Genomic DNA, 14,625 nt, shown 5'->3' on the forward strand with positions numbered 1-14,625 from the left:
TCATCCGATCCGATGGCGGGACGGTAGAAGAGCCGCGCGTGGAACGCCCGTTAGCTGGTGTCATGCGATGTTAGCGCCTGTTTCACAGGGGCACTCCCGCGATGCCCGACCATCGTGTAAGCATCTGGGCGCGTGTCGTTCTGCGGCGTGGCGACCACAACAATCGGGGCAAGACAACGACATGGCGGACAGCGACAGTCAGGCGCAGGGCGAAAGCATGGCTTTCGGCCGCTTCTGCCTCCATCCCGCCAAGCGTCTGCTCACGCGCGACGGGGCGCCGGTGGAAATCGGCGGGCGTTCCTTCGACCTGCTGATGGCGCTCGCCGAACAGCCGGGGCGGGTGCTCTCCAAGCGCGAGCTTCTGAAGCGCGTGTGGCCCGATGTCGTCGTCGAGGACGGCAGCCTGCGCTTTCACATGGCGGGCCTGCGCAAGCTGCTGGGCGAAGGCGCAGGGAGCGACAAGGACGCGGACGGTCCCCGCTTCATCGCCACGCAGGTCGGCGTCGGCTATGCCTTCGTCGCCCCGGTGCTCAGGACCGGCGCGCCAGCCGCCGAAGCCGCGACGCCTGCCCCGGAAATGCCAACCGGCTTCGCCACCAACATTCCCCCGCGCTGCCGCATCTGGTCGGGCGCGAGCAAGACGTCGAGCTGCTGCTGGCCCGCGTGGTCGACACCCCGCTGTTCACGATCGCCGGGCCTGCGGGCGTCGGCAAGACCTCGCTGCTGATCGAGATCGGCCATCGCCTGACGGCCCAGTTCGGCGGACGGGTGGCCTTCGTCGATTTCGCGATGCTGGAGAACCCGCACTGGTCCCGCCGATGATCGCGGGCGCCATGGGCCTGTCGGTGCCGGGCGGCGACCCTGCCGCCGTCATTCTGGGCCAGCTGCGCACCGCGCCGTTCCTGCTCCTGCTCGACAATTGCGAGCATGTGATCGACGAGGCCGCCGGGATCGTCGAGCGCATCACGCAGGCCGCGCCGCAGGTGCGCATCGTCACCACCTCGCGCGAGCCGCTGCGGGTCCGAGGCGAGCATGTCCATCGGCTCGATGCGCTGGCCTGTCCGCCGCAGGTCGATGGAGTGCCCCACGCCGAAATCCTCGCCTACCCGGCCGTGCAGCTGTTCTGCGAACGCGCGCGCGCTGCCGACAGCACGCTGGAGATCGACGAGGGCGACGCTCGGCTGATCGCCGACATGTGCCAGCGTCTTGACGGCATGGCCCTGCCGATAGAACTGGCCGCCGTGCGCGTCGCAACGCACGGGATCGCCGCCACCGCGCGCCAGATCGGCGAGCGTTTCAGTCTCGCTTGGTCGGGCCACCGCACCGCGCAGCCGCGCCAGCAGACCCTGCGCGGCGCGCTCGATTGGAGCTACGACCTGCTTTCGCCATCCGAGCGCGCGGTGCTGGACCGGCTGACGGTTTTCGTCGGCCCGTTCTCGACCGACGCCGCGCTGGAGGTGGTCACGGATGCCGCGCTCGGGTCGGACGAGGCAGCGATGGCGCTTGACGAACTGGTCGCCAAATCGCTCGTCGCCCCCAGCCGCACGCGGGGAGCCGGGACATATCGGCTACTGGAAATGACCCGCGCCTATGCGCGCGACAGGCTGGCGATGCGCGGCAACGGCGAACAGCGCATCGCAGCGCTGCATCACGCCCGGTTCTTCCTGTCCGAACTGGAGGGGGCGGCAGCGCAGGACGATGGGGGCCTGCGGGACATGCAGGCGATCCGACCGCAACTCGGGAACATCCGTAGCGCGCTCGACTGGAGCTTCGGCCCTGACGGCGACATCGGCCTTGCCGTGCGGCTCGCGGGCGCGAGCATGCGGGTGTTCCTCGGCCTCTCGCACCTTGTCGAATGTCGCAACTGGGCGGCACGCGCCCTTTCCGTCCTGTCCCCGGAGCAATGCGGCACCGCGCTGGAGCTGGAACTGCAGGCCGCACTCGGCATCACGCTGATGTTCGCCCATGCCAACAGCGCCGAGGCGGGCGAAGCGCTGACCCGCGCGCTGGACGTCGCGGCCATGCTTGAGGACCGCTGGAGCCAGCTGATCACGCTGGCACGGCTCCATATATTCCGCGAACATGTCGGCGACTGCACAAGCGCCGAAGCCCACGCCGATCAGGCCGTTGCGATCGCCGGACAGATCGGTGCTCCCGATGCCATGGCCATCGCCTGCTCGCTGTCCGGCATATCGCGTTACCTCGCCGGCGATCAGGTTCAGGCCCGCCGCGATCTGGAACGGGCGCTGGAACAGAGTGCGCCTTCACAGCGGCGCGGCACGTCCGCATCGGGGTTCGACCACCGCAACCGCGCGAGCATTGCGCTGGCCCGCGTGCTGTGGCTGTCGGGCGAGCCGGACGCCGCGCTGCGCCTTGCCGAACGAACCCTGGCCGAGGCTGCCGCGCTCAGCCTTCCGGTCACGCATTGCATCGCGCTGATCTGTTCGCTGTCCATCCAGCTGTGGATGGGCGAACTGGCGCGGGCCGAAGCGACGCTGGCGATCCTGCACGACTGCGCACAGACCAACGCTCTGGCGCCCTATATCCTTGTGGCGCGATGTTTCGACGGCGAACTGGCGCTCGAACGCGGCCACCATGACGGCGCCGTCTCCGCGCTGGAACACAACCTGCCCCTATTGCGCGAGACGCGGTACGAACTGCTGACGACGCGGTTCTCCATCGCACTGGCGCGTGGCCTTGCCGAAAGCGGGAGGCAGGACGCGGCACACCGCGTGATCGAGGACACAATGACACGGTGCGACAGTATCGGTGAACGCGTGGCGCTCGCCGAACTGCTGCGGGTCAGGGCCGGATTGGCGACCCTTGGCGCCGCACCCGACGAGGCACGCCGTTTGCTGGACGAAGCGACTGAAATCGCCCGGCAGCAGGGGGCATACGGGTGGGAACGGCGCATCGCCGCCGACCTCGCACGCCTGCCTGCCGATGGCGTCAATCCCGCACAGGGTGCGGCAATAACGCGCTGAGCGCCTCGCCTTCCGGTCCGCCGAACACGGTGGCGCGACTGACCTCAAGCCAGCGCGCATGGGCATCGCGGCGCTGGGCTTCAGCTTCGTCGAACGAGGCAAGGGCATCGGTGCCGAGCACGAGATGCGCGGGCACATCCTCGCGCTGCGTCAGGTCGAGCACGATCCGGGCGATGCGCACCGGGTCACCCACCTCGTTGCCCGCATAGGCCCTGATGCGCGAAATCGTCGCCCCCACGGTTTCCGCATAGTCCGGCAGCACCGCACCGGCGGCACCATGCCCCGCTGTTTCCGCCCAATCGGTGCGCATCCCGCCCGGCTCCAGCGCGGTGATCCGTATCCCCAGATGCGCCACCTCGTTGCGCAGCACTTCGGTAAAGCCGCCGACCGCCCATTTCGCCGCCTGATAGGCCGAGACTCCGGGCGTCCCCACACGCCCGCCGACCGAAGAGATGTTGAGAATATGCCCCGCGCGTCGCTCCCGCATGAAGGGCAGGACCGCGCGCGTCATGTTGACCACGCCGAACAGATTGGTTTCGATCTCGGCGCGAAAATCGGCGGGAGACTTCTGCTCGAAGGCCTCGAAATGGCCATAGCCCGCGTTGTTCACCAGCACGTCGATCCGCCCGAAGGCCGCTATTGCCGCAGCGGCGGCCTCGACGGTTCCGGCCTCGTCGGTCACGTCCAGTGCAAAGGGCTGGAGGCGCTCGCCATGAAGCGTCTTGAGATCGGCCAGTTGCGCCACGTCGCGCGCGGTGGCGAGCACGGCGTCGCCGCGTTCCAGCGCGGCGGTCAGGATGGCACGGCCCAGGCCGCGCCCGCTGCCGGTGATGATCCAGCTCTTGAAGGAAGTCTTGTCCATATGTCTTGCTTTCGATGGGAGGGGGAAGATCAGGCGGCGGGCTTCAGGATCGCGCGCGGTTCGAGGTAGGCGTCGAGGCCATAGGCCCCGATCTCGCGCCCGAGGCCCGACTGGCGAAAGCCGCCGAACGGTGCATGGGGATCGTGGGGCGCTCCGTTGATGACGACACGCCCCGCCACCAGTTGACGGGCCACGCGCAGGGCGCGCTCCCCGTCGGCAGACAGCACATAGGCCTGCAGCCCGAAGTCGGAATCGTTCGCGATCGCGACAGCATCCTCGTCGTCATCGTATGGGATGACGCTGAGCACCGGGCCGAAGATTTCCTCACGGGCGATCCGCATCGTATTGGTCACGTCCGCGAAGATCGTCGGGCGCGCGAACCATCCCTTGTCGAGACCTTCGGGCCGCCCTTCCCCGCCGGTCAGCAGCGTGGCGCCTTCCTCCAGCCCGATCCGTATCCAGGACTGCACGCGCTCCCAGTGCGCGGCATTGGCAAGCGGGCCGATCCGCACGTCGGGATCGCCCGCCGGGCCGACCTTGAGGTTTTCTGCCTCCTGTTTCAGACGCGCGAGGATGTCTTCGCGGCGCGCGCGCGGCACCAGAATGCGCGACCCGGCAACGCAGGCCTGTCCGCTGTTGGCAAAGCCGCTCATCAGCGCGACCGGGATCGCAGTGTCGAGATCGGCATCATCGAGGATGATCGTCGGGCTCTTGCCGCCCAGTTCCAGCACCGTGCGCTTCATCGTGTCGATCGCCGCGCGCTGGATGATCCGCGCCGCCGGGGTGGAACCGGTAAAGCTGACCAGCGCGACGTCGGGATGGGTGGTCAGTGCCGCGCCGACCTCGGGGCCGGTGCCGTTGACGACATTAAGCACACCTTTCGGCAGTCCTGCCGCGTGCAGACACTCCAGCAGCACCTGCGTCTGGATCGCGCTCTGTTCGGCGGGCTTGATGACGATGGTCGATCCCGAGCCGATGGCATGGGCCAGCTTGGTCGCGATGAAGCCGAAATTGCTGTTCCACGGTGTGATCGCGCCGACCACGCCCAGCGGCAGCATCGTCACCGCGCTGGAACCGGCCATGCGCTCGAAGGCGTAGTTCTCCACCGAGGCGGCCATGACCTCGAAGATCGAGGCGGTGTTGCGCACCGAGAAGCCGGTGAAATAGGCAGGCGCGCCGTATTCCTCGCGCATGGCAGCGGCAAGGTCATCCGTGCGGGCCTGCACCGCGTCGCGCAGGCGCAGCAGCATGGCGATCCGTTCCGCCTTCGTCGTGCGTGCCATTGCCGGGAAGACGCGCTTTGCGGCCGCCACGGCGAGGGCGACATCCTTTGCGTCGCCCAACCGGACGGTGCCGATCCGCTCCTCGGTCGCCGGGTTGAAAAGCGCGAATTCCTCGCTGCCGTGTGGGGTCACGAAAGCCCCGTCGATATAGATCCTGTCAATCGTCCGCATGGTGGTCTCCTATCATCACGGACGATATGGAACGGAACCGCTGCTTCGATTAGAAGGACAACAAGAGACGATCTGATGAGAAATATTGCGCAATGACCAAGGCCAGTCTGGCGGAGCTGGAAGCCTTCGCGACCGTCGCGCGCTGCGGCGGTTTTCGGGCCGCCGCGCGTGAACTCGGGGTCTCCTCATCCGGCCTCAGCCATGCAATCGCGGCGCTGGAAGAACGGCTGAACCTGCGCCTGTTCAACCGTACCACGCGCAGCGTCGTGCTGACGGCGGCCGGTGCGCAGTTTCTGGAAGAGATAGCTCCCGCGCTCGCCGCCATCGACGGCGCGATCGAAAATGCGGGCGAGCATCTGGGGGAACCCTCAGGCCTGCTGCGCCTCAACATGGCGGCAGGGGCGGCCCGGTTCGTCATGGCCCCGCTGATCCGCGATTATCTGAGCCGCTTTCCCCGGATGCAGGTGGAGATCGTCAGCGAAGCGGCGCTGGTCGACGTTATCGGCAAAGGGTTCGATGCCGGGGTACGGTTGCTCGAAGCGGTGCCGCCCGACATGATCGCGGTTCCTATCATGCCGCAGATGCGCCTCGCGGTGGTCGGCTCACCGGCCTATTTGCGCGACCGCCCCATGCCGGTGGTTCCGCGCGACCTGCTGGCGCACGCGTGTATCCGCTACCGGACGGGCAATGGGCGCATCTACCACTGGGAGTTCGCGCGCGATGGCGAGCGTCTCGAACTGGATGTGCCCGGTCGCCTGATTCTCGACAACAGCGGGCTGATGCTCGATGCCGTGCTGGCGGGGATGGGGCTGGGCTATCTGGCCGAGCAGACGGTGGCATCGCTTATCGAGGACGGACAGCTGATCCGGGTGCTGGCAGACTGGATGCCGCAGGAGCCACCGCTCTGCCTCTACTATTCCGGCCGCCGCCACGTTCCCACCAAATTGCGTGCGTTCATCGACCTGGTTCGGTTTCACTCTCGGACACCATCGATGGCCTGAGACTCTCGATATGAATGACACGTCATCGTTGCAGAAATGGCTGCAGGGCCCAGTCGGTCAGGCATTAGTGCTTTCTGGGCGGACAAAGTGAACCGTGAACGGCTGCAATCCAGCGATTGCAGCAGGAAGATTATGGAATAAGGCATCTCGCCGATGCGCCAATCGATTGACACTTTTCGGCGAGAGCCGACATTCCGGCCTTGCACAACTTTCCATCAAGGCGTCGTACGAACGTACAATCGGGCTTTGATTGACAGGTCGTAGGTATCGCCAAACTTACCATGGCGGTGCTGGAAGGGGCTCTCGTAACGCTTTGCACCTCAATATATCGCGAGAGCCAAAAATAGACGCCCGAAAAACGGCGACGAAGCACGCTCCGTGAGAGTAGATCCGTCGCATGTTGTTCGATCTGCCTGACCACCAAGCTCTCTATGCGGCGCTGCTGTCGCGCGATGCCCGCTTTGACGGGCAAGCCTTCGTCTGCGTGTCTTCCACGGGGGTTTTCTGCCGGCTGACCTGCCCGGCGCGTAAGCCGAAGCCGGAAAACTGCACTTTCTTTCCTACAATCGCAGAGTGCATCGATGCGGGATACCGCGCGTGCAGGCGGTGTCACCCGCTGCAGGCCGCTGCGCTGGCCGATCCGGCGATCGGCGCGCTTCTTAGGGCTCTCGACGAGCGTCCGGGGCTTCGCTGGTCCGAAAGTCACGTGCAGCGACTAGGCTTTGACCCTTCGACAGTGCGGCGCAGCTTCAAGCGACAGTTCGGCATGACGTTTCTGGAAATGGCACGCCAGCGTCGTTTAAGAGAGGGGTTCGAGACATTGGCTGCCGGTGGGAAGGTGATCACCGCCCAGCATGAAGCCAGCTTCGAGTCCCCCAGTGCGTTTCGGGCGGCCTTTGCCCGCCTGCTCGGCTGTGCACCGGCAGACTTGCGAACGGATCGACTGCTGCAGGCGACATGGATACCGACTCCCTTAGGCGACATGATCGCGGTCAGCAGCCGCCATCACCTGCACTTGCTGGAATTCGTGGATCGCAAGGGGCTTCCGGCGGAACTGGCAAGGCTGCAAGCTGGATCGAAGGAAGGGATCGGGATCGGCTCTCTGCCACCTGCGGAACAGGCGGAGGCAGAGCTTGCCGATTATTTTGCCGCACGTTCCGACCGCTTCCAGACGCCGCTCGCGCTGAGTGGAAGCGCGTTCACACGGCAGGTGTGGGAGGCCTTGCGTGATATCCCGGCAGGCGAGACCCGCAGCTATTCAGACATTGCCCGACAGATCGGCCGTCCTACAGCCGTGAGGGCTGTCGCCCGGGCCAATGGCGCCAATCAGATCGCGCTGATGATCCCGTGCCATCGGGTCATCGGCGCGGACGGTTCTTTGACTGGCTATGGCGGTGGGCTTTGGCGCAAGCAGCGGCTGATCGAGATCGAACGGCAACTCAGGACAACCAGGAAAGAAACAGGAGCAGTATAAATTCGCAGATGCACAAGAGCGGACTGTTCCGTAGTCTTCACGTGCCGAATGATCCGCTCGTCCTCTACAACATCTGGGACGCTGGCAGTGCTTCGGCCATAGCACGAGCAGGAGCCAAAGCTATTGCAACCGACAGTTGCCAGCCCACATGCCGACGGCACGGGCTCGCGCGAGGTGACTGTGGTGCCTGTCGCCAGCGAGACGCAGCTGCGTTTGCGCGATTGGATGGAGCGCAACCGCCGTACGGTGGATCGCCTTTCCGGAGGCAAGCTCGCCTATGTCTACCTGCCCGACACCGCCAACGGGGCTTTGCGAACTTCAACCGGTATTACTATTCGCAGGTAGGCAAGCAGGGCGCGATCGTCGACGAGCGCTTCAATCACGGCGGCGACATTGCCGACTACATCATTCAGCAGTTGCAACACACGCCGCAGATGGTCAACTCAACACACGAGGGTGAACCCATCGTCGAACCCGCGCAGTCGATCTTCGGGCCGAAGGTGATGATCATCAACGAGATGTCCGGTTCAGACGGAGACGCCCTGCCCTGGTTGTTCAAGAAGAGCCATGTCGGCACACTGGTCGGCACGCGGACCTGGGGCGGGCTGGTGGGAAACGGCAACTATCCCTCGCTGATCGACGGCGGCACGGTGACCGCGCCGCGCTGGGCGATCTATGGCACGCACGGGGAATGGGAAGTCGAAAGCATCGGCATCGCGCCCGACGTCGAAGTGATCGAGGACCCCGAACTGATCCGTCGGGGCCATGATCCGCAGTTGGAGCGCGCGGTGCAGGAAGGGCTCGCACAGCTGGCAAAGAACCCGCCGCAGACCTTCCTCGCCCCGCCAGCGCCCGACAAACACCAGGTTCTGCCGCAATAAGGGAACCTCATATCATACGGGTACAGATATGCACCGCCATCCGTCTGGAGTGAATTCCAACCAGTCTGGATCATATCTGCAAGAGCTTATGTAATTGCCACATTCAGCGGGCCGGCAGATTTCGACGAGCTTCCCGATAAGATTTACAGGCCGCTAACCGTTCGTTCGCCGATTTTCCCGAGCCATGCCAAAAACCGCAAGCGCAAATCCATCAAAAGCAGGCGCCCCCATACCAGTCTCATCTAACGGCCGGGATTATGAATTACAGAGCGACATCGTAGGGGATCTCTATCGGCTCACGTCGGTCGAAACCCGCTCTGAGCGAGATGCCCTTAAGCGAAGCGCGCAGGCGAATAGGGCATCGGATCGAGATTGCATGAATCTTCGCCCAGCAGCAGACCAGCGCCGAGCTGCGCAGCGGCAGGCGCGGTCTGGATGCCGAAGCCCCCCTGCCCCGCGAACCAGAAGAACGCTGGGTCACGCGGGTCGAAGCCGTAGACCGCCATCCGGTCCGGGGCGAAGGAGCGCAGGCCCGCCCAGCGCCGCTCGACCCGCTCCACCCGCCAGTCCACCACGCAAGAGAGACGGTCGAGCGCCAGCGAGACGTCAGCCTTGTCAGGCGCGGCATCGCAAGGCGCACTTGGCGTCTCGTCGTGCGGGCTCAGCCAGATGCCGCCACTCTCGGGCTTGAAATAGAAGCTGCCGTCGAGGTCGAGCACCAGCGGCAGCGCAGCCGTGGTGGCGGGCGCAACAGCGACTTGCGCCATCGTCCGGCGCAACGGCGTAATCCCGAGCGGACGCACGCCTGCCAGCCGCGCCACCGGGTCCGCCCAGGCGCCTGCGGCATTGACCAGCACTGCGGCCCGCGCCTTGCGGCCATCCTCGAACGTCAGCGCCCAGCCATCCCTCGAACGCTCGGCAGATGCGAGACGGGCGCGCGTCCACAAGTCCACGTCATCGCGTCGTGCCTGCGCAAGGTAGTGCTGGTGCACCCGCGCCACGTCGATATCGCAGCAACTGGGTTCGAGTACGCCGCAGGTCCAGTCCAAATGCAGGCCCGGCACGCGCGCGGCGATCTCCGCCCGGTCGAGATCGGGCATCTCGACACCCAGCGCCCGGAACGGTGCGGCAAAGGCCTGAAGCGCCGCTTCCTGACCCGCTTTCGCCAGCGTCAGGGCGGTACGCGGCGTCAACGCGCCGAGTGCCTCCAGCGGTCCCCGCGAGGCAAGCGTCAGCGGCTGCATTCCCGCGCCGCCATAGCTTTCCATCCAGAACGCGGCCGAGCGCCCCGTCGTGTGATAGCCGGGCACGTCCTCCGCCTCAGCCAGCAGCACCCGCGCCTTGCCATCGAGCGCAGCGGCCAGCGAGGCGCCTGCCATTCCTGCGCCGATGATCGCGATATCGTAACGGCCTTCCATGCCCGCAGCCCCTAACGGGCAGGAGCCACCTCGTCCAGAAAGGCGGTGATCGCCTGCATCGCCCGGTCGCGCACCGGATCGACCTCGCGCAGGATTTCGTGCCGGGCCTCGTCCCCGAACGCCAACAGCCGCGCGTTGGGCAGGCGCTTCGCCGCGCGTTCGATGGCAGGCCAGGACACCAGCCCATCGGCAGACGTGCCGAACAGCAGTACCGGCACGCGCACGCTTTCGGGCACGCCGCGCTTTTCAAGACCGTGGATCGAGGAGAGCGCGCGCTCGATCCAGCCCCAGCTTGCCGCCCCCATGGCAAGGCCAGGACGCTGCTCGCGCCACCACGCCTCGTCGGCATAGCGCGCTTCGTCATGGGTCAGCAGTTTCGCGCGATTGACGGGCGGGAACTTCGGCTTCTCGCTGTGCTTCCAGCCGGGGCGACGACGGTCGCCCAGCGCGGCGATCACCTTGGCGACCGGCAGCAGCACGCTGCTCGGCACGGCGGCGGGATGGATGCCCAGCATCGGCGCCGAGAGTACCAGCGCATCGGGCAGCACGCGCTTTTCGGCAACCGCGCGCAAACTGAGGTGCCCGCCCATCGAATGCCCGATCAGGACATGCGGGCCCGGCGTGCGCGCGGCCCAGTCTGCCCAGATCGCCGCGAAATCGTCGATCCAGATCGCGAAGTCAGAGATATGCCCGGTCAGCGCATCCTTGCCGAGCCGCCCGCTGAGCGCCTGCCCCGCCAGTCGAACGAGGCAACGTGCCACCCGGCGTCCGACCAGTCGTTAAGCGATTCGAGCCACTTCTCGTAAGCGTCCCCACGTCCGGGCACGAACATCAGCGATCCGCGCGCGGCCTCGCCTTCGGCCAGCACGGGCGCCCATTCGATCCGGCGCAACTCCTGCCCGTCAGCAACCGCCCAGCGCCATTCGCGGGCACGGGCCGGAATCGTGCGGGTACGCGCGCGGTCCGTGACGACGGTTTCGCCAAGGCGCTCGGTGGACAGGTCGGGAATGGGAGCCTCTCGGGTTTGGTTACTATTTGCTAAGCGGTGCGCGCGTACATGCAATCTCGAATTCGGGCAGTCTCGAATTGGGAATGTATGTCATGCCGCTCGGACTAATTTCGTACGCATTGCCGGGAGCGCTGGCAACCGCACTTGTCGTAGCGGCCTTTACCGACATTCGCCGTCGCGAGATCGACAACGGCCTGAACCTCGCCATCGCCATCGCCGCGCCGCTCTGGTGGCTGGTGAGCGGCTACGGCTGGAGCGCAGTGGCGATCCAGATCGGGCTTGCGGCGGTGACGTTCGCGCTGGGGTGCCTGCTGTTCGCGCTGCGCCAGATGGGTGGCGGCGACGTCAAGCTGCTGACCGCGCTGGCGCTGTGGTTCGCGCCGGAAAGCTTCCTCCAGTTGGTGGTGCTGATGGCAATCCTTGGCGGCGGCGCCTCGGTGGCGATGGCTGCTTTCAACATGCGCCGCGTTCCGGGCGAAACTCTGCGGGACGGGCTGGCCGTGCTCGCCGCGCTGGTCTGGGTGGGCGCCATCGCTTCGGTGGTGTTCGCGCTCGTAATGCATCGCCCACTGGTGCCGGCTGCGCGAATCGAAGCGATTCTCACTGCGATTCCCTCGATCTGGGTACTGCTTGCCCTGCTGCTGATGGCATTTGCCGTAATCGGCGTGGGTCTGATGCACATCATGCGGCGGCAGAAATCCCGCCTGCCGATCCCCTATGGCGTGGCCATTTCTGCGGCCGGACTGTGGATTCTGGGCGAGCATGCGTTGCGCACCGCCGGGCAACTCACGGGAAACGCGGGCAGCTTGGGGTGAACCCGATTTTAACCATTTTACTCCAGATTCGTACGGACGATGACAGGGATTCTAGGGGGCTTGCATAGCCATGGACAGAAATAAGCTGCTGCTTCTGGTGCTGGCGCTGGTCGTCGCGGCAGGAACCGCGATGGCGGCACGCTCGCTCTTTGCGGGCAGTGCCGCACCGCGCGCTGGAGCCGTGGTCGAGACCATGCAGCCCAAGGGCCCCAAGGTACTGGTCGCCCAGCGACAGTTGCCCGTCGGCACGATCATCACCGCCGATGCCCTGTCGTTCCAGGACTGGCCAAAGGAACTGGTGAAGGACGCCTATTTCCTCGACGGCCAGACCGACATGAACAAGCTGATCGGCACTGTCGTGCGCTTTCCGATCACGGCTGGTCAGCCGCTGACGCAAGGCGCGCTGGTGAAGCCGGGCGACCGCGGGTTCCTCGCCGCAGCACTCGGGCCGGGCATGCGCGCGGTCACGATCCCGGTCAACGCCAAGACCGCCGTGGGCGGCTTCGTGTTCCCCGGCGACCGCGTCGATCTGGTGCTGACGCAGGAGGTCAAGGGTGACGGTCAGGGCCAGGATCTGGCCGCTGCGGAAACGATCCTGCGCAACGTGCGCGTTCTCGCCACCGACCAGTCGACCGAAAACGAAACCGAAGATGGCAAGACCGTGGTCCATGCCTTCCAGACCGTCACGCTCGAAGTTACGCCCCGCATCGCCGAAAAGGTCGCCGTGGCGCAGGAACTGGGCCAGCTCAGCCTTTCGCTGCGCTCGATCCAGGACAGCAGCGGCGAGTTCGAGAAAATGCTGGCCGACGGTGACGTCAAGGTGCCCGACGGCGCCTCGCCCAAGCAGGAAGACGCGCTGATGCGCAACGCGATGAGCCAGCCGATGGACAGCAAGTCGTCTTACGTCACCGGCGGCGATGTCTCGCGGTTCCAGCGCTCGTCGATGCCGCAAATGGCACCGCGCCAACAGATGGCGGTGGCAGGTCCGGCAGTCGCTGGCCCGGTCGCTCCGACACGTCCCGCAGGCCCCGTGGTCCACGTCACTCGCGGCAAGACCACGACCGACGAACCGGTGAGCAAGTAAGATCGCCATGTCGCGCCACACACACCTGCGCAACGCGCTCCGCTCCACGAAGAACCCGCTCGTCAAGGGCTCTTCCTCCAAGGGCAAGGTCATGAAATCGCACCTTATCAAGTCCCTGCTGATCTCCGCCTGCGTGCTCGCACCGCTTGGTCTGGGTATGGCAAGCGCCGCCCCCGCCAATGCCCAGGCCGTCACCAAGCCCGCGCACGACATCGCCCTGTCGATCGGCAATGGCGAACTGATCACCGTCCCCGGCACGATGAACGATGTCTTCGTCGCCAACGACGCCGTCGCCGACGTGCAGGTCAAGTCGAAGAGCCAGCTCTACGTCTTCGGCAAGGCAGGCGGCACTACTACGGTCTATGCCAGCAACGCGGCAGGCGCAGTGGTGTGGTCGGCAACCGTGCGTGTCGGCTCCAACATCGACAGCGTGGACCAGATGCTGCGCCTTGCCATGCCCGAGGCGCAGATCGCGGTCTCGACCATCGGTTCCAGCACCGTGCTGCTGACCGGCACCGTGCGACAGCCCGAGGACGCGGCCGAAGCCGAGCGCCTCGTCACCGCCTATATGGGCAAGGACAGCAACGTCATCAGCCGTCTTCGCGTGGCGACGCCCCTGCAGGTCAACCTCCAGGTCCGCATCGCCGAAGTGACGCGCTCGCTTGTGCGTTCGCTGGGCGTCAATCTGTCGACCGTCTCGAAGGGCGGCAACGGTTTTCAGTTCGGGGTCGGTCAGGGCAGTGTCACCAGCTTCACGCCAGGCTCGACCCTGACTGTTGGCAGCACCACTGCCAGTTCCGGCTCCTCGGTCACAGCCACAACAGCCGGGACAACGATCGCCGGAGCAGGCAAGCTGCTGGGCCTGAACATCCTCGCCGCACTCGATGCCGGTGAAACGGTCGGCCTCGTCCATACGCTGGCGCAGCCCAACCTCACAGCGCTGTCAGGCGAGACGGCGGACTTCCTCGCCGGCGGTGAATACCCGATCCCGGTTTCGCAAGGCTCCAGCGGCGGCACCAGCGTCACCATCCAGTACAAGAATTATGGCGTCAGCCTGGCTTATACACCTACCGTACTGGCCAACGGTCGCATTTCACTGCGCGTGCGCCCCGAGGTTTCCGAACTGTCGAGCGACGGCGAAGTGACGCTGAACGGCTATTCGGTGCCTGCCCTTACCGTGCGACGCACCGAAACCACCGTCGAACTCGGCTCGGGCCAGAGCTTCATGATCGCCGGGCTGCTCAGCACCAGCGAGCAGAACTCGATCCAGAAGATGCCGGGCGCCGGCGATATTCCGGTGCTGGGATCGCTGTTCCGTTCGACCAGCTACCAGCGCGGCGAAACCGAACTGGTGATCGTCGTCACGCCCTATCTGGTCAATCCCGTCACCGGTGCCCAGATCGCGCTTCCGACCGACGGTTTCCAGAGCGCCAACGAACTCCAGCAGATCCTCGGCAATGCCGCGCATGACGGACAGAGCAGCGCGCCCCGCACCGGCGCGACGATGGCGCCGGACAACGCCTCTGCCAGCCCCGGCGTCGGTCAGGCTGACACTGCAATGCCTGCCGCCACCGCCGCCAAGAAGCGCAGCACTTCGGCAGACGATGCCGCCGCCGCACGCCCCGGCTTCGGCTCGAACTGAG

General features: G+C 65.8%; 14 protein-coding genes and 2 pseudogenes. 11 read left to right on the forward strand and 5 right to left on the reverse strand.

What is annotated here, in order from left to right:
• Positions 1-181: 181 nt before the first annotated feature.
• From CI805_RS20205 to CI805_RS20215, 3 genes are read left to right on the forward strand one after another with little or no spacing between them, the layout of a single operon-like run.
• A complete protein-coding gene (locus CI805_RS20205) occupies positions 182-727 on the forward strand; it encodes a transcriptional regulator (protein WP_260928604.1) in 546 nt (181 codons plus the stop codon).
• On the forward strand, positions 664-822 hold the full coding sequence (locus tag CI805_RS20210) for a hypothetical protein (protein WP_260928606.1): 159 nt from the start codon (positions 664-666) through the stop codon (positions 820-822). The genes CI805_RS20205 and CI805_RS20210 overlap by 64 nt, the downstream gene beginning before the upstream one ends.
• Positions 819-2,984 (forward strand): ATP-binding protein, encoded by a 2,166-nt coding sequence (locus CI805_RS20215; RefSeq protein ID WP_260928607.1) that lies wholly within the window; start codon positions 819-821, stop codon positions 2,982-2,984. Before CI805_RS20210 ends, CI805_RS20215 begins: the two co-directional genes overlap by 4 nt.
• Here CI805_RS20215 and CI805_RS20220 read toward each other — a convergent pair.
• The gene (locus CI805_RS20220) at positions 2,950-3,846 is read right to left on the reverse strand and encodes an SDR family NAD(P)-dependent oxidoreductase (RefSeq protein WP_260928608.1); all 897 of its coding nucleotides are present in this window, start codon (positions 3,844-3,846) and stop codon (positions 2,950-2,952) included. The genes CI805_RS20215 and CI805_RS20220 overlap by 35 nt on opposite strands.
• Before the next feature lie 29 nt (positions 3,847-3,875).
• The gene (locus CI805_RS20225) at positions 3,876-5,300 is read right to left on the reverse strand and encodes an aldehyde dehydrogenase family protein (RefSeq protein WP_260928609.1); all 1,425 of its coding nucleotides are present in this window, start codon (positions 5,298-5,300) and stop codon (positions 3,876-3,878) included.
• Positions 5,301-5,392: 92 nt separating this feature from the next.
• Between CI805_RS20225 and CI805_RS20230 the strand changes: the two genes are divergently transcribed.
• The 5 genes and pseudogenes from CI805_RS20230 to CI805_RS20255 all read left to right on the forward strand — a co-directional run.
• A complete protein-coding gene (locus CI805_RS20230) occupies positions 5,393-6,301 on the forward strand; it encodes a LysR family transcriptional regulator (RefSeq protein ID WP_260928610.1) in 909 nt (302 codons plus the stop codon).
• A 397-nt stretch (positions 6,302-6,698) separates the two neighbouring features.
• Complete coding sequence (locus CI805_RS21020) at positions 6,699-7,775, forward strand: trifunctional transcriptional activator/DNA repair protein Ada/methylated-DNA--[protein]-cysteine S-methyltransferase (RefSeq protein ID WP_313958573.1); 1,077 nt, start codon at positions 6,699-6,701, stop codon at positions 7,773-7,775.
• An 8-nt stretch (positions 7,776-7,783) separates the two neighbouring features.
• Positions 7,784-7,861: pseudogene (locus CI805_RS20245) on the forward strand (hypothetical protein); the annotation flags it as partial.
• 37 nt (positions 7,862-7,898) lie between these two features.
• Positions 7,899-8,120, forward strand: coding sequence for a hypothetical protein (locus tag CI805_RS20250; protein ID WP_260929768.1), 222 nt, complete (start codon positions 7,899-7,901; stop codon positions 8,118-8,120).
• 35 nt (positions 8,121-8,155) lie between these two features.
• A pseudogene (locus CI805_RS20255) lies at positions 8,156-8,656 on the forward strand (S41 family peptidase); the annotation flags it as partial.
• 332 nt (positions 8,657-8,988) lie between these two features.
• On the opposite strand, the gene CI805_RS20265 reads toward CI805_RS20255, so the two are convergent.
• Genes CI805_RS20265 through CI805_RS21025 form a run of 3 tightly spaced genes read right to left on the reverse strand, consistent with a single transcriptional unit; the run spans position 8,989 to position 11,137 of the window.
• Complete coding sequence (locus CI805_RS20265) at positions 8,989-10,074, reverse strand: NAD(P)/FAD-dependent oxidoreductase (protein ID WP_260928611.1); 1,086 nt, start codon at positions 10,072-10,074, stop codon at positions 8,989-8,991.
• An 11-nt stretch (positions 10,075-10,085) separates the two neighbouring features.
• Complete coding sequence (locus CI805_RS20270) at positions 10,086-10,835, reverse strand: alpha/beta hydrolase (protein ID WP_313958574.1); 750 nt, start codon at positions 10,833-10,835, stop codon at positions 10,086-10,088.
• On the reverse strand, positions 10,769-11,137 hold the full coding sequence (locus tag CI805_RS21025) for a hypothetical protein (protein ID WP_313958575.1): 369 nt from the start codon (positions 11,135-11,137) through the stop codon (positions 10,769-10,771). Before CI805_RS21025 ends, CI805_RS20270 begins: the two co-directional genes overlap by 67 nt.
• Before the next feature lie 38 nt (positions 11,138-11,175).
• Here CI805_RS21025 and CI805_RS20275 point away from each other — a divergent pair, with 38 nt between their 5' ends.
• The 3 genes from CI805_RS20275 (at position 11,176) to CI805_RS20285 (ending at position 14,624) form a co-directional block, all read left to right on the forward strand.
• On the forward strand, positions 11,176-11,898 hold the full coding sequence (locus CI805_RS20275) for a prepilin peptidase (RefSeq protein WP_260928612.1): 723 nt from the start codon (positions 11,176-11,178) through the stop codon (positions 11,896-11,898).
• A gap of 70 nt (positions 11,899-11,968) precedes the next feature.
• Positions 11,969-12,982, forward strand: coding sequence for a Flp pilus assembly protein CpaB (gene cpaB / locus CI805_RS20280; RefSeq protein WP_260928613.1), 1,014 nt, complete (start codon positions 11,969-11,971; stop codon positions 12,980-12,982).
• 91 nt (positions 12,983-13,073) lie between these two features.
• Complete coding sequence (locus CI805_RS20285) at positions 13,074-14,624, forward strand: type II and III secretion system protein family protein (protein WP_260929751.1); 1,551 nt, start codon at positions 13,074-13,076, stop codon at positions 14,622-14,624.
• Position 14,625 lies beyond the last annotated feature (1 nt).

Source organism: Novosphingobium sp. 9 (genome assembly GCF_025340265.1).
In the GTDB taxonomy this organism is placed as follows: domain Bacteria; phylum Pseudomonadota; class Alphaproteobacteria; order Sphingomonadales; family Sphingomonadaceae; genus Novosphingobium.

What these genes read in the sequence shown, in the direction of transcription:
- CI805_RS20205 (WP_260928604.1), top strand. Translation starts at nt 182, where the DNA reads ATGGCGGACAGCGACAGTCAGGCGCAGGGCGAAAGCATGGCTTTCGGC.
- CI805_RS20215 (WP_260928607.1), top strand. Translation starts at nt 819, where the DNA reads ATGATCGCGGGCGCCATGGGCCTGTCGGTGCCGGGCGGCGACCCTGCC.
- CI805_RS20220 (WP_260928608.1), bottom strand. Translation starts at nt 3,846, where the DNA reads ATGGACAAGACTTCCTTCAAGAGCTGGATCATCACCGGCAGCGGGCGC.
- CI805_RS20225 (WP_260928609.1), bottom strand. Translation starts at nt 5,300, where the DNA reads ATGCGGACGATTGACAGGATCTATATCGACGGGGCTTTCGTGACCCCA.
- CI805_RS20230 (WP_260928610.1), top strand. Translation starts at nt 5,393, where the DNA reads ATGACCAAGGCCAGTCTGGCGGAGCTGGAAGCCTTCGCGACCGTCGCG.
- CI805_RS21020 (WP_313958573.1), top strand. Translation starts at nt 6,699, where the DNA reads ATGTTGTTCGATCTGCCTGACCACCAAGCTCTCTATGCGGCGCTGCTG.
- CI805_RS20265 (WP_260928611.1), bottom strand. Translation starts at nt 10,074, where the DNA reads ATGGAAGGCCGTTACGATATCGCGATCATCGGCGCAGGAATGGCAGGC.
- CI805_RS20275 (WP_260928612.1), top strand. Translation starts at nt 11,176, where the DNA reads ATGCCGCTCGGACTAATTTCGTACGCATTGCCGGGAGCGCTGGCAACC.
- cpaB (WP_260928613.1), top strand. Translation starts at nt 11,969, where the DNA reads ATGGACAGAAATAAGCTGCTGCTTCTGGTGCTGGCGCTGGTCGTCGCG.
- CI805_RS20285 (WP_260929751.1), top strand. Translation starts at nt 13,074, where the DNA reads ATGAAATCGCACCTTATCAAGTCCCTGCTGATCTCCGCCTGCGTGCTC.